11 protein-coding genes, 1 tRNA gene and 2 pseudogenes are annotated in these 12364 nt (G+C 69.2%); 8 read left to right on the top strand and 6 right to left on the bottom strand.

Annotated elements, in window-relative coordinates; translation table 11 throughout:
- Positions 1 to 62: 62 nt before the first annotated feature.
- Positions 63 to 136: transfer RNA gene (locus tag OG782_RS14865), tRNA-Ala, on the top strand.
- Between the two features lie 183 nt (positions 137 to 319).
- Positions 320 to 643, top strand: a pseudogene (locus tag OG782_RS14860) (nuclear transport factor 2 family protein); the annotation flags it as partial.
- A 26-nt stretch (positions 644 to 669) separates the two neighbouring features.
- Here the strand turns inward: OG782_RS14860 and OG782_RS14855 are convergent.
- On the bottom strand, positions 670 to 1656 hold the full coding sequence (locus OG782_RS14855) for an aldo/keto reductase (RefSeq protein WP_406451089.1): 987 nt from the start codon (positions 1654 to 1656) through the stop codon (positions 670 to 672).
- A 191-nt stretch (positions 1657 to 1847) separates the two neighbouring features.
- Positions 1848 to 2327: a GNAT family N-acetyltransferase gene (locus OG782_RS14850; RefSeq protein ID WP_406451087.1), complete on the bottom strand. Its 480-nt coding sequence runs from the start codon at positions 2325 to 2327 to the stop codon at positions 1848 to 1850.
- Between the two features lie 49 nt (positions 2328 to 2376).
- Between OG782_RS14850 and OG782_RS14845 the strand changes: the two genes are divergently transcribed.
- Positions 2377 to 3192 (top strand): exodeoxyribonuclease III, encoded by an 816-nt coding sequence (locus tag OG782_RS14845; RefSeq protein ID WP_406451085.1) that lies wholly within the window; start codon positions 2377 to 2379, stop codon positions 3190 to 3192.
- A gap of 682 nt (positions 3193 to 3874) precedes the next feature.
- On the top strand, positions 3875 to 4468 hold the full coding sequence (locus OG782_RS14840; RefSeq protein WP_406459080.1) for an XRE family transcriptional regulator: 594 nt from the start codon (positions 3875 to 3877) through the stop codon (positions 4466 to 4468).
- Between the two features lie 78 nt (positions 4469 to 4546).
- Here the strand turns inward: OG782_RS14840 and OG782_RS14835 are convergent, their stop codons facing one another.
- The 3 genes from OG782_RS14835 to OG782_RS14825 form a co-directional block, all read right to left on the bottom strand.
- A complete protein-coding gene (locus tag OG782_RS14835; RefSeq protein WP_406451083.1) occupies positions 4547 to 5158 on the bottom strand; it encodes a hypothetical protein in 612 nt (203 codons plus the stop codon).
- A 150-nt stretch (positions 5159 to 5308) separates the two neighbouring features.
- Positions 5309 to 5887 (bottom strand): recombinase family protein, encoded by a 579-nt coding sequence (locus tag OG782_RS14830; protein ID WP_406451081.1) that lies wholly within the window; start codon positions 5885 to 5887, stop codon positions 5309 to 5311.
- 482 nt (positions 5888 to 6369) lie between these two features.
- Positions 6370 to 7911 carry a recombinase family protein gene (locus OG782_RS14825; RefSeq protein ID WP_406451079.1) on the bottom strand — a complete coding sequence of 514 codons (1542 nt, stop codon included), beginning with the start codon at positions 7909 to 7911 and terminating at the stop codon, positions 6370 to 6372.
- A 40-nt stretch (positions 7912 to 7951) separates the two neighbouring features.
- Between OG782_RS14825 and OG782_RS14820 the strand changes: the two are divergent.
- Positions 7952 to 8086, top strand: a pseudogene (locus tag OG782_RS14820) (exodeoxyribonuclease III); the annotation flags it as partial.
- 12 nt (positions 8087 to 8098) lie between these two features.
- Here the strand turns inward: OG782_RS14820 and OG782_RS14815 are convergent.
- Entirely contained in the window at positions 8099 to 8740 is a 642-nt protein-coding gene (locus tag OG782_RS14815) for a MerR family transcriptional regulator (protein ID WP_406459078.1), read from the bottom strand.
- Between the two features lie 195 nt (positions 8741 to 8935).
- Between OG782_RS14815 and OG782_RS14810 the strand changes: the two genes are divergently transcribed.
- Genes OG782_RS14810 through OG782_RS14800 form a run of 3 tightly spaced genes read left to right on the top strand, consistent with a single transcriptional unit; the run spans position 8936 to position 12296 of the window.
- The gene (locus tag OG782_RS14810) at positions 8936 to 10456 is read left to right on the top strand and encodes a flavin-containing monooxygenase (protein ID WP_406451077.1); all 1521 of its coding nucleotides are present in this window, start codon (positions 8936 to 8938) and stop codon (positions 10454 to 10456) included.
- Positions 10453 to 11394 (top strand): alpha/beta fold hydrolase, encoded by a 942-nt coding sequence (locus tag OG782_RS14805; RefSeq protein WP_406451075.1) that lies wholly within the window; start codon positions 10453 to 10455, stop codon positions 11392 to 11394. The genes OG782_RS14810 and OG782_RS14805 overlap by 4 nt, the downstream gene beginning before the upstream one ends.
- Entirely contained in the window at positions 11391 to 12296 is a 906-nt protein-coding gene (locus OG782_RS14800; RefSeq protein WP_406451073.1) for an SDR family oxidoreductase, read from the top strand. Before OG782_RS14805 ends, OG782_RS14800 begins: the two co-directional genes overlap by 4 nt.
- Positions 12297 to 12364: the final 68 nt, after the last annotated feature.

Here is a 12364-nt window from a genome sequence, read left to right as displayed (position 1 = left end):
GACCAGCGCGGAACGGATTTCCGAGCACCCCGTTGAGGGTGCTAAAGTTTCACTCGTTGCAAGGGCCTGTGGCGCAGTCTGGTAGCGCACCTCGTTCGCATCGAGGGGGTCTGGGGTTCAAATCCCCACAGGTCCACCGCAGCTCAGAGCCCCTGCCGGGGAAACCCGGCAGGGGCTCTTTGGCGTTATCGGGGTGCTTGCTCGCGTGATGCGGGGTGCGGACGGGCCGACGCGACGGCTGTGGCGAGCAGGTCGAGGAGCGGCGCCACGCAGGGGTGCGGATCGCGGCGCGGTGCGATCGCGTAGATGCCGCGGGCCGCGCGCCTACATCCGCGGACATGCCACGGGCGACCCCGCCCACTTCCGCGATGCGTTCCTGCCCACCGCCCACATCGAGGGGATCCGCGACGGCCCCTTCGTCTCGTGGTCCCTGGACGAGTACGGCGCGCTCTTCCCCGGCCGGCCGGCCCCGGACGAGGCGACCCGCTCCCGCCGCATCGACACCGTCGACGTCCACGGCACCGTCGCGACCGCGGCCATGACGCTCGCGCACGGCGCGGACACCTTCACCGACGTGTTCCTGCTGGTCCGCGCCGACGGGAGCTGGCGTATCGCCAACAAGGCGTACCACCGCAGCTCCTGAGGCAGGGGCGACGCCGGTCCCCCGTCTCAGTGCGCCCCGTCCAGCCGCACCCGCTGCTCGTCCGTCAGCTCCAGGTCCACCGCCGCCAGGTTCTCCTTCAGCTGGGCCACCGACGAGGCCCCGGCCAGCGGGATCACCGGCAGGCGGCTGCCGATCTGCCAGGCCAGGACCACCTGGTTGATCCCGGCCCCGGTCTCGGCGGCGATCTCGCGCAGCACCGCGAGCCGGGCGGGGGTGCCGGGGTGGTCGTAGTCCTCGGGGACCGGCTTGTCCGGGCGGGTGTACGCGCCGGTCAGCAGCGGGGAGTAGGCGACCAGGGTCAGGTCCGGTTCGGCGCGCAGATAGCTGAGCAGTTCGGGGCCCGCGTGGCCCAGGCTGCCGTCCTCGAAGAGGGGGCTGGGGACGTCGAAGCGGGGGCGCAGGTGGCTGTGCTGGTACTGGAGCACCTCGTAGCCGGGCAGTCCGGCCGCGGCCGCGAGCGCCCGGGCGCGCTCCACCCGCCAGATGGCGTGATTGCTCGCGCCCAGCAGCCCCACCCGGCCGGCCGCGCTCAGCTCCCCGAACGCCTCGACGGTCTCCGCGAGGGGGACGGTCCGGTCCTCGATGTGCGCGTAGAGCAGGTCGAGCCGCTCCACCCCGAGCCGCTCGCAGCTGCGCTCCACGGCCTCGCGCACCGCCTTCGCCGACAGGCCTTCCGGGTTGTCGACGAACCCGGTGCCGGGGGCGAGGGGCTCGGCGCCCAGTTTGGTGGCGATGACGATCTCGTCCCCGATGCCGCGGCTGCGCCGCCACTTGCCGAGCAGCCGTTCGCTCTGGCCGCCGAGGCCGCCGTCGACCCAGTACGCGTAGTTGTCGGAGGTGTCGATGAAGGTGCCGCCGGCCTCGACGTAGTGGTCGAGGATCGCGAACGAGGTGCTCTCGTCGGTGACCGACCCGAAGAGCATCGCGCCGAGCGCGAGGACGCTGACCTCGCGGCGGGTGGCGGGATCGGATCCGATGGTGCGGTACTTCATGGCGGTGTCCTCCCGTTGCGGTCACCGTCGTTCGGTGGCCGTGGAAGGGAGTGTGCTGGTTGAAGTGCGCTTCAACGCAAGGGCGTAGAGGGAAGGGGATCAGCTGCCGGAGGAGGTGCGCGGGAACGCGGCGCGGAACCGGGCGTTCGTGGGTCGGGACCACTCCTGGTTCCGGCCGGGGCGGGCAGGGCTCAGGAGAGCGGCTTGGCGTAGCAGCGGCTGCTGTCGTAGTCCCGGTAGTGGCCGAACTTCTCGCAGGGCGTGTAGCCGCTGGAGAGGTACAGCGCGATCGCCTCGGGCTGCCGGTCGCCGGTCTCCAGCACCATGCGGGTGCGGCCCGCCGCGCGGGCGTCGGCCTCCAGACCGGCCAGGATGCGGCGGGCCAGGCCCTGCCCGCGGCCCTCGGGTATGACGAACATCCGCTTCAGCTCGGCGTCGCCGTCCGAGTAGCCCTCGTCGTTGCGCTCCTGCGAGCGCCAGCCGCCGGTGGCCACCGGGCGGTCCGACGTGTCGTAGGCGAGCAGGTACAGACCGCGCGGCGGATCGAACATCGTGGCGTCCAGCGGTGTGATGTCGCCCTCGTCCCCGTAGCGCTCGGCGTATTCGAGCTGCACGAGATCGTTGAGTTTGACGGCGTCGGGGTGGTCATAAGGACGCGGCTGGATATTCATGCACTCGATGGTACATGTATGCGAACGATCGGGTCGGTATCGTGCCGGAATGCTCACTGTGACCACCGTGAATGTAAACGGTCTCCGCGCCGCCGCGAAGAAGGGCTTCGTCGAGTGGCTGGCGCGGACCGACGCCGATGTGATCTGCCTCCAGGAGGTACGGGCCGAGCCGGAGCAGCTGCCCGAGGAGGTGCGGGAGCCCGAGGGCTGGCACACCGTCCACGCGCCGGCGGCCGCCAAGGGCAGGGCCGGCGTCTCGCTCTACTCCCGCCGGGCGCCCGAGCGCGTACAGACCGGGTTCGGCGGCTTCGGGGCCGAGGGGGCCGAGGAGTTCGACGCGAGCGGCCGGTACGTCGAGATCGATCTGCCGGGTGTCACCGTCGCGAGCCTGTATCTGCCCTCCGGTGAGGTCGGCACCGAGAAGCAGGACGAGAAGGAGCGCTTCATGGCGGCCTTCCTGCCCTACCTCGTCGGGCTGAAGGCCCGGGCCGCCGCCGAGGGGCGCGAGGTCGTGGTGTGCGGCGACTGGAACATCGCCCACCAGGAGGCCGACCTCAAGAACTGGAAGGCCAACAAGAAGAGCTCTGGCTTCCTCCCCGAGGAGCGGGAGTGGCTGACCCGGGTCTTCGGCGAGGCCGCGTACGTCGACGTCGTGCGCGCCCAGCACCCGGAGGTGGAGGGCCCGTACTCGTGGTGGTCCTACCGCGGGCGCGCCTTCGACAACGACACGGGCTGGCGGATTGACCTTATCGTCAGTTCGCCTCGCTTGGCGGAGCGTGCGGTGAAGGCGTACGTGGAGAGGGCTGCGAGCCATGCGGAACGGTGGAGCGATCACGCGCCCGTGACTGCCGTGTTCGATCTGTAGGAAGCGGCAGCGGAAAGCCCCGCCTGGCTGTGTTGCTCGCCGTCGCCGGACGGGGCCGCTTGGTGGGCGCTAGGCGCGCTGTACGTCGCTGGGCGGGACCAGTCACTCTTGGCCCCCACCCTCGGGCCGCAGGAACGCCGTGGGGCGCTTGTGGCGCTCTCCGGGGGACTCGGCGGGATCTTCGTAGTCCGGGATCACGGCATGCAGGATGCCGACCCGTCCCGTGCGGTCTTGCACGCTTCGGCCGATGTCCGCTCGTGTGACCATCAGTGCCCCTCGGGGTGGCGCCGAATGAATACGTTGCAGTCGCTCACGGACGTCCAGTCACCCACGATGCGAGCGCGGTCCCGTACGGCGGCGAGTTCGACGCAGCCCGCGCACCCGTCGATGGGGTTCGGCTCCCGGTCCAGGTCCAGCGGCAGTTCGATCGGCGGGGTGCTGTATCGCGTGGTTCGGTCATGGCGGGAGCGTGGCCCACTCCTGCGGACGTATCTCCCCCACATGGCGGACAGTTGCCGCTCTTCAGTCCGCCATGGATGGCGTCGGCCTGTCCCCGCGCCAGTTAGCGTACCGGGTGGGGGTATCTGTGAAGCAGGTGGACCGATGGTTGGGCAATGCTGGTCTGACACCACACGCAAGGAACCGAGCGGACGCCTGTCGGGCGCTGGGAGTCGACGAAGAGATGTTGTGGCCGAAGGCTGTGCAAGAGCGCGTGAAGACCGGCACTGACCGGGAGCTGGTCCACAGCTACCCCTACCGTTCCGCGTGCCCGTCCACGGTCTGGACGGAACTTGTCGAGTCGGCCCGAGCGGAGCTCTTCCTCGCCGGCTATACGAACTACTTCTTCTGGACGCAGATCCCGCACTTCGCGGAGACGATCCGGCGCAAAGTCGAGTCGGGGTGCCGCGTGCGGTTCCTCGTGGGGGACCCGGACGGAGAGGTGACCCGCCAGCGAGAGACGATCGAGGACGTGGCGTTGTCCGTCTCCACGCGCATCAGGATCACCCTGGAGCACCTTGACCGGCTCGGCCCGCTGGAAGGGCTGGAGACGCGCGTGTCCGCCCCTCTGGACGCCATCAATCACGTGAGCCTGTCCGTGTTCCGCTTCGATGACGATGCCTTGGTGACACCGCACCTCGCTCGGCTCGTGGGGCACGACTCACCACTCCTGCATCTGCGTCGCCATAGCAGTGGGGGCATGTTCGACCGGTTCGCAGAGCACGGCGAGGAACTGTGGGAGCGGGCCGTGCCTCGGGGCCTCGAAACCCGCGCCTGAGTAGCCCCGCATCACGTTGCGGCCCCTGAGTCGGTGGCTTCGGGGCACTCGCGCAACTTGACCGTCGGCGGCGGTGGTTCACTGGGAAATGACCCACGCTGCGGGCTTGGGCGCGCCATCGGGTCCCCACACGGCCAGGACGGGCTGTTCGCTGCGGACACCAAGGAAGTCGATGGTGCCTTCGGTGCACTGCCCGGGCTTGAGGATGGTGTCCTTACTCGGAAAAGCAGTCCTGGGATCGGGGGCAACCATCTTCATGGTGTTCACTTCGCCGCTGGGCTTGATGAGTGCGAAGAATCTCCGATAGACGGTGATCGGCGTTCCGGTGGTGCTGCAGATACGAACCTTCACCTGGTCGTATCGAAGGTCCTCATCTGCCACTTTGGGCGGCATGTTTTGCTTGTAGGCCAGCACCGCTGTCGTGCCGGTACCCTTTGTGCCACTGCGTGTAGTGCTGCTCCACTGCCATGCCTCGCCGAGAGCCATGGGGTCGCCTGGAGGCGCGGCATAGGTGAGGCCGCCGCCGACTTGCGGATCGTCAGTGCTCGGCTGCTCCGACTTCGACGGTGCAGGCGTTGGAGCCGACGTAGCCCCCTGCACGGTCTCGCTGACAGCTTCACTGTTACTACCGCACGCGGCGAGGGCTGCGCAGAGCAGGCCAACGGACATGGCTGTGGTGGCGGTACGCATGGTGTTCCCCCCAAGGTGTCGTACAGGTGAGCGGATCTTAACGGCGCGACAGGTCGGAAGATCAGCGACAGAGCCCGCTTACCCCTTGGGTCCGAACACGAGAAAGACCGTCCGCCACCAGGGGAAGACGGTCTCTCCGATCGGGTCGGGCTACTCGGCTTTGCTCAGCGCTCGGTACAGCGTGGCACGGGACACCCCGAGGGCCTTGGCGATGGCCGTGACGCTCTCCCCCTTGGCGCGGCGCGCCTTGGCCGCAGCGAGCTTGTCAGCGTCCATCACGGCGGGCCGTCCACCCGTACGCCCCTGAGTGCGGGCAGCGTCCAAACCGGCGCGGGTCCGGTCCTTGATCAAGCTGCGTTCGAACTCCGCCATCGCGCCCACCACTTGCAGCATGAGCCGCCCGTCCGGGGTGTTCGGGTCGATGCTGGCCAGCGCGCCCGTCAGCACCCGGAACCCAACTCCCCGCGCGGCAAGCGCGTCCACCATGTTCACCAGGTCGATCAGCGAGCGGGCAAACCGGTCCAGCTTCCACGCACAGAGGGTGTCTCCGGGTCGGACGTAGTCGAGCACGGCGGCAAGTTCGGGGCGGTCCGCGTTCTTCCCGCTCGCCTTGTCCGTGAAGATCCGGGCACACCCCGCATCAGCCAGCGCGTCGTGCTGCAACTGCGCTTCCTGGTCGGCGGTGGAGACTCGCGCGTAGCCGATGAGGTGCCCCGTGGTCGCGTTCACGACGAGACTGTCTCACAATCCGTCTCAAAACCTCAAGGGGTTTGGGTGGGTTGTGAGACGGGTTTCGGTACACGGTTTCGGGGGTTGAGAAGGGGCGGCGGGAACGTCTCAATAACCATCGTTTGATGGACGCCCCGCCGACCGTCACACACAGCAACTTCCCGCGCAAACAGTCCAATCAGCCACGCGAGAGATTTCCCTCCCTGCCGCTCTGGCGGGAACAGGGTAGGGGCACCTCCCTGGGGTCCATGTCCGGCAGCGCGACAGCGAAGCAGGCGCCCGCGATGACGGGATGACGGATGAGGCCCTCGATCTGTTTTTCTCTTATTTTTCTATGTGCAATCAAAAAAGTAGGGAGAACCGTCATTCCGTCATCGTTCTGCCGCTGAGAGCAGCAAGGCAGCGGCGCCCCCGTAGCGCGCGAACGGCCCGACACCAGGGAATCTCCCCAGCGGCGGGCCGTGAACGGTGCTCAGACAGGCTCAGGCGGCCGTATGCCCCTGCCGCTGGACCCTCGTGCCCTGCAAGTCGATCGACAGGCGTTCCAGTGCGCGGCGCTTCATGTCCGCAGGGCGTCCCCCTCGCTGACCCTTCGCGCACTCCAGGCGGGTTCCGGTGTCGAGCAGCATGAACCGCCGTTCGCGGGCGTCGCCGATCCTCCAGTAATCGGCGTAGGTCTTCCCTGTGGGAACCAGCTCCGTGCGTTCTTTCTGTACTGGAGTTGCTTCCAGGACCTCGGCGCGGCCCTCCAGTGCGTCCACCTGCTCCTGCCAGATGGCGAGGCCGACACGTGATCGCCGCGATTCGCGAACGGCGTACAGCTCGCGGAGTTCGGTGGTGATCTCCTCCAGTTCGGGGCGGGGGTCGTAACCGGGGTACGTCACCCGTTCCAGTACGGGGAAGCCTCCCCACTCCTTCAGGAACTCCCGTTCCGCGTACTCCTCCACCCAGTCGGTCTTGATGGCTACGGAAGCCTCGCAGTGAAGTCCCTTGGTGCGGGCCCGGCAGACGTAGACCGAGTAGCCGTGTGCGGGGACCCGGTACATGCGGCCCTTGCAGGAGGCGCAGTGCAGGACGCCGAGCAGGAGTGCGCCGGTGTCCTTGCGATTCCCTGCGGCCCCCTTGGGGCGTTCACCAAGCGCGGCCTTGATCTGCTCGAACCGGTCTCGCGTCAGGATCGGGTCGGAGGTGATACTCACCGGCAGGCCGTTGCCGTCCCGGACGACGGAGCCCGCGTACGTTTGGTGACCGAGGAGCGACGGGGACAGCAGTACGCGTTTGACGGTCTGGCCGACCCACTTGCGCCCCTTCGGGTTTCGCCCTTGCCGAACGTCATTCCAATCGCGAGGCGTCAAGATGTCTTTGCTGTTCAGATGGAATGCGATGGCGTTCGGAGCGTTGCCGTCCAGCAGCATCCGGATCATCGTTTCGATGGCTTCCACGCGCTTCGGGTCCTGGGCCAGGGTCCATCCTTCGCCGGCTGGACGCTGAACGGGAGCGTATCCGTACGGCGGGAGCCCTCCGGAGTACCGCCCCATCGCCCGCAGCGCCGCATTGGCGCTCGTGACGCGCTCCTTGATGGCCTGGTTCTCCATCTGCGCGGCGAAGGCCAGCAGCATGGTGATCAATTCGGACATGATCGAGGTCATGTCCAGTTCCAGTGAGCTGCCTCCCGGGCCCTCCGCGAAGACCAGGCGCTTGCCGTGGCGCTTCGCCCAGCGCGTCAGCTCGGCCATGTCGCCCATGGAGCGGACGGCACGGTCGAGCCGCCACCAGACGATCACGTCGAAGTCGTCGGGTCTGGCCAGCCAGTCGCCCAGTTCCGGCCGTTCGAACGGAGTCGTCCTGGTGGCGGAGACATCCAGGTCCTCCGCGTAGCCGACGACCTCAGCTCCGAGGCGCCTGGCCTCCGCCTCGCCGGCTTCCCGCTGGCGCTTCGGCGATGTCGATTCGTCGGTCCTGACGCTCAGTCGTACCGCGACGAGTGCCCGCAGTCCGGGGCGGTCGTTGTTCGTATGGGTCATGCGAATCCCCCTCGGAGCAAACTGTATCTATATTTCAATGGGCTGGCGCATCGACTACCAGGTGGCCACCCCGGGACTGGCCGCCCGCGCCGCGAAGGCGTGGGTCGAGCGGGCCGCCACGCACGGCGAGCGGTGGAGCGATCACGCGCCGGTGACGGTGGTGTACGAGCAGTAGGGGCGGATCCCCCTATGCCGGCGGCTGCGACGGCTCCGTGTCGCGGCGCAGTCGCCGGTCCAGGGCCATGGAGAGTTCCGCGTCCACCACCGCGCGGGCCAGCGGGCGCAGTTGGGGCGGTTCGGTCTCCGTGCTGTGGGCGCGCAGGGTGGTGACGAAGAGGTCGGCCAGGGCGTCCGCGTGCTCGCGGACCCGGCGGCCGGAGGCGAGGACCGCGGCGAGCGGGACCCCCTCCCGCACCAGTTCGGCCGAGACCTCCAGCAGGCGGCGGCTGATGTGCACGATCTCGTCGCCGTCCGTGCCGAGGTAGCCCAGTTCCATGGCCGTCGCCAGGTTCTCCGGGGTGGACTCGCCCTCGAAGTAGTCCGCGAGGCGCTCGGGTGTGAGCCGGACCGGGGTCTCCTCGGTCGGTTCGCCCAGGCCCAGCACCTCGGCGACATCGCGGCCGCTCTCGAAGGTGCGGGCCAGGTCGGCGATGCCGTTGAGGGTGTGGCCGCGCTCCAGCAGTCCGGCGATGGTGCGCAGGCGGGCCAGGTGGTGGTCGTCGTACCAGGCGATCCGGCCCTCGCGGCGGGGCGGCGAGATCAGGCCGCGTTCCCGGTAGAAGCGCAGGGTCCGCACGGGGATGCCGGCCTCCTTGGCCAGCTCCTCCATGCGGTATTCGCGGTGCTCGCGTCCTTCAGCCACCCCCGCACCCTACCGGCCGCCCCCGCACCGGAGGCCTCATGTTGTACCGCCGGTAACTTTCCCTCGCCGGACCCCTACCGCTCGGTACGGAGCTGCTCTACTCTCCCAACAATGCCAGTGATTGCTGGCAGAGTCGTGTGACGTACCGCGGGAGGCGGCAGCATGGCCCAGCACGAGCATGTACGAGTGGCGGTGATCGGATCCGGATTCGGGGGTCTTGGGGCCGCTGTCCGGCTGCGCCGCGAAGGCATCACCGATTTCGTGATCCTGGAGCGGGCCGATTCGGTCGGCGGCACCTGGCGCGACAACAGCTATCCGGGCTGCGCCTGCGACGTACCGTCCCACCTCTACTCGTTCTCGTTCGCACCCAACCCCGAGTGGCCGCGCACCTTCTCCGGGCAGGAGCACATCCGTGCCTACCTGGAGCACGTCGCGGACACCTTCGGGCTGCGCCCGCACCTCAGGCTGAACCACGAGGTGACGCGGATGCGCTGGGACAACGAGGCGCTGAACTGGGTCATCGAGAGCGCCAACGGCACCACGGTCGTCGCCGATGTCGTCGTCTCCGCGACCGGCCCGCTCTCCGACCCGAAGACGCCCGACATCCCGGGGCTCGACGGCTTCCCCGGCAAGGTCTTCCACTCCGCCCGCTGGGACCACGACGCCGACCTGACCGGCAAGCGCGTCGCGATGATCGGGACCGGTGCCTCCGCGATCCAGATCGTGCCCGCGATCCAGCCGAAGGCCGGCAAGCTGACGCTCTTCCAGCGCACCCCGCCCTGGGTCATGCCGCGCATGGACCGCACCATCAGCGGCGCCGAGCGCTGGCTGCACCGCACGCTCCCCGTCACCGGCACAGCGCGTCGTGGACTGCTGTGGGGCATAAGGGAGTTGCAGGTCAGCGCCTTCACCAAGCACCCGAACCAGCTGGGCCTGGTCGAGCGGATAGCCAAGTCCAACATGGCACGGTCGATCAAGGACCCGGCGCTGCGGGCCAGGCTGACCCCCTCGTACCGCATCGGCTGCAAGCGCATCCTGCTCTCCAGCGCCTACTACCCGGCGCTCGCCCAGCCCAATGTGGATGTGGTCGCCTCCGGTCTCGCCGAGGTGCGCGGCTCGACGCTCGTCGCCTCCGACGGTACGGAGACCGAGGCCGACGCGATCATCTTCGGCACCGGCTTCCATGTCACCGACATGCCGATAGCCGACCGGGTGGTGGGCGCGGAAGGCATCACGCTCGCCGAGTCCTGGAAGGACGGCATGCAGGCGCTGCGCGGTGCGAGCGCGGCCGGCTTCCCCAACTGGATGACGATCATCGGCCCCAACACCGGGCTCGGCAACTCCTCGATGATCCTCATGATCGAGGCCCAGCTGAACTACATGGCCGACTACCTGCGCCAGCTGGACGTGCTGGGCGGCCGCGTCGCACTCGACGCGCGCCCCTCGTCCGTCGGCGCCTGGAACCGCCGCGTCCAGGAGCGCATGAAGCGCACGGTCTGGAACACCGGCGGCTGCAACAGCTGGTACCTGGACGCCAACGGCCGCAACACCACGGTCTGGCCGGGCACCACCGCCGAGTTCCGCAAGGCGACGCGCAATGTCGACCTCGCCGAGTACGAGGTCGTACGGGTGCGGGCGAAGCGGGACGCGGAGAAGGCCGTCGTCCAGGAGGTGGCGGGATGAGCCGGCCGCTGCACAGCAGGCACCCCCGGCCGGTGCCGGTGCGTGAACTGATGGCCGTCTCCGCCGACGGCTCCCGCATCCATGTCGAGGTGCACGGACAGGACGGCGCCCCCACGGTGGTCCTGTCCCACGGCTGGACCTGCAACACCCGCTTCTGGGACGCCCAGATCAGGGACCTCGCCGTGGACCACCGCGTCATCGCCTACGACCAGCGCGGCCACGGCACCTCACCCTCGGTGGCGCGGGAGCGCTACAGCACCGAGGCGCTGGCCGACGACCTCGAAGCGGTGCTCGCCGCCACGCTGGAGCCGGGGGAGAAGGCCGTACTGGCCGGGCACTCCATGGGCGGCATGACGATCATGGCCGCCTCGCGCCGGGCCGGGCTGCGCGAGCACGCGGCCGCCGCGCTGCTGTGCAGCACCGGAAGCTCGCGCCTGATCGCCGAATCGCTCGTCGTGCCGTTGCGGCCCGGCGCCGTGCGGACCCGGATGACCCGTGCGATCCTCGGGGCGCGGGCCCCGCTCGGACCGGTCACGCCGCTCTCCCGCCGCATCCTCAAGTACGGGACGATGGGCGCCGGTTCGGCCCCGGACCGGGTCGACGTCTGTGCGCGGATCGTGCACGACTGCCCGCGGGCGGCCCGGGTCGCCTGGGGACAGGTGCTCGCGGACCTCGATCTCGACGAGGGCGTACGGGAGCTGCGGGTCCCCACCGCGGTGATCGCGGGTACGGACGACCGGCTGACGCCGCCCGTCCACGCCCGTGCGATCGCCGCGGCGCTGCCCGACTGCCTCGGGCTCACCGAACTGGCGGGCCTGGGCCACATGACGCCGGTCGAGGCGCCGGAGGCCGTCACGGCGAAGATCCGGGAGCTGGTTACCACCTACCTCCCGGTGCGCGGTACGACTGATGTCGAGGGCAAGGAGGAGGTCGCATGAGCGGCAGGGGCAGTCTCGAAGGACAGGTCGTCGTCGTCACGGGCGCGGCGCGCGGCGTGGGTGAGCTGCTGGCGCGCAAGCTCTCGGCGCGCGGGGCGACACTCGCCCTGGTCGGCCTGGAGCCGGACGAACTGAAGAAGGTCTCCGAGCGGCTGCACGGGGACAGCGATCACTGGCACGCGGACGTCACCGACCACGAGGCGATGGCACGGGTCGCGCAGGAGGTCAAGGAGCGCTTCGGCAAGGTCGACATAGTCGTCGCCAACGCGGGCGTCGCCTCGGGCGGACCGTTCGTCGACTCCGACCCGGTGGCCTGGCGACGGGTCATCGAGGTCAACCTGATCGGCGGCGCGGTGACCGGCCGGGCGTTCCTGCCGGTCCTGATGGAGAGCCGCGGCTACTTCCTCCAGATAGCCTCGCTCGCCGCCATCACCCCGGCCCCGATGATGACCGCGTACTGCGCGTCCAAGTCGGGCGTCGAGGCGTTCGCCCACAGCCTGCGCGCGGAGGTCGGCTACCGGGGTGTGAAGGTCGGCGTCGGCTACCTCTCCTGGACCGACACCGACATGGTGCGAGGCGCGGACGAGGACGACGTGATGCGCGAGCTGCGCCAGCGGCTGCCGTGGCCGTCGAACCGTACCTACCCGCTGGGCCCGGCCGTCGACCGCATCGTGGCCGGCATCGAGCGGCGCTCCCCGCATGTGTACGCCCAGTGGTGGCTGCGCGGCATGCAGTCCGTACGCGGCTACCTGCCCTCGCTCATCGGTGTCGTCGGCCAGCGCGAGATGAAGCGGTTCGGTTCGCGGCTGGAAGGCGTCGGCAAGGGGCTCGTGGGCGCCGGCGGTGCGGCTGACCAGGACGAACGTGCGGCGCGCACATCGTCGGATACGCAGCGTAAGTGATCGAAATGCGCTGAATGTTCTGCCGTGTAAGTCTGGTCGAGGCCCCAAGGGGCCATCCCCCACGCACC

The organism is Streptomyces sp. NBC_00876, assembly GCF_045207435.1.
Lineage (GTDB): Bacteria > Actinomycetota > Actinomycetes > Streptomycetales > Streptomycetaceae > Streptomyces.
This window is presented reverse-complemented; position numbering and strand designations above follow the sequence as displayed.

Coding starts and splice junctions, on each gene's coding strand:
- OG782_RS14855 (WP_406451089.1), bottom strand. CDS start 1,656: ATGAAGTACCGCACCATCGGATCCGATCCCGCCACCCGCCGCGAGGTC.
- OG782_RS14850 (WP_406451087.1), bottom strand. CDS start 2,327: ATGAATATCCAGCCGCGTCCTTATGACCACCCCGACGCCGTCAAACTC.
- OG782_RS14845 (WP_406451085.1), top strand. CDS start 2,377: ATGCTCACTGTGACCACCGTGAATGTAAACGGTCTCCGCGCCGCCGCG.
- OG782_RS14840 (WP_406459080.1), top strand. CDS start 3,875: ATGTTGTGGCCGAAGGCTGTGCAAGAGCGCGTGAAGACCGGCACTGAC.
- OG782_RS14835 (WP_406451083.1), bottom strand. CDS start 5,158: ATGCGTACCGCCACCACAGCCATGTCCGTTGGCCTGCTCTGCGCAGCC.
- OG782_RS14825 (WP_406451079.1), bottom strand. CDS start 7,911: ATGACCCATACGAACAACGACCGCCCCGGACTGCGGGCACTCGTCGCG.
- OG782_RS14815 (WP_406459078.1), bottom strand. CDS start 8,740: ATGGAGGAGCTGGCCAAGGAGGCCGGCATCCCCGTGCGGACCCTGCGC.
- OG782_RS14810 (WP_406451077.1), top strand. CDS start 8,936: ATGGCCCAGCACGAGCATGTACGAGTGGCGGTGATCGGATCCGGATTC.
- OG782_RS14805 (WP_406451075.1), top strand. CDS start 10,453: ATGAGCCGGCCGCTGCACAGCAGGCACCCCCGGCCGGTGCCGGTGCGT.
- OG782_RS14800 (WP_406451073.1), top strand. CDS start 11,391: ATGAGCGGCAGGGGCAGTCTCGAAGGACAGGTCGTCGTCGTCACGGGC.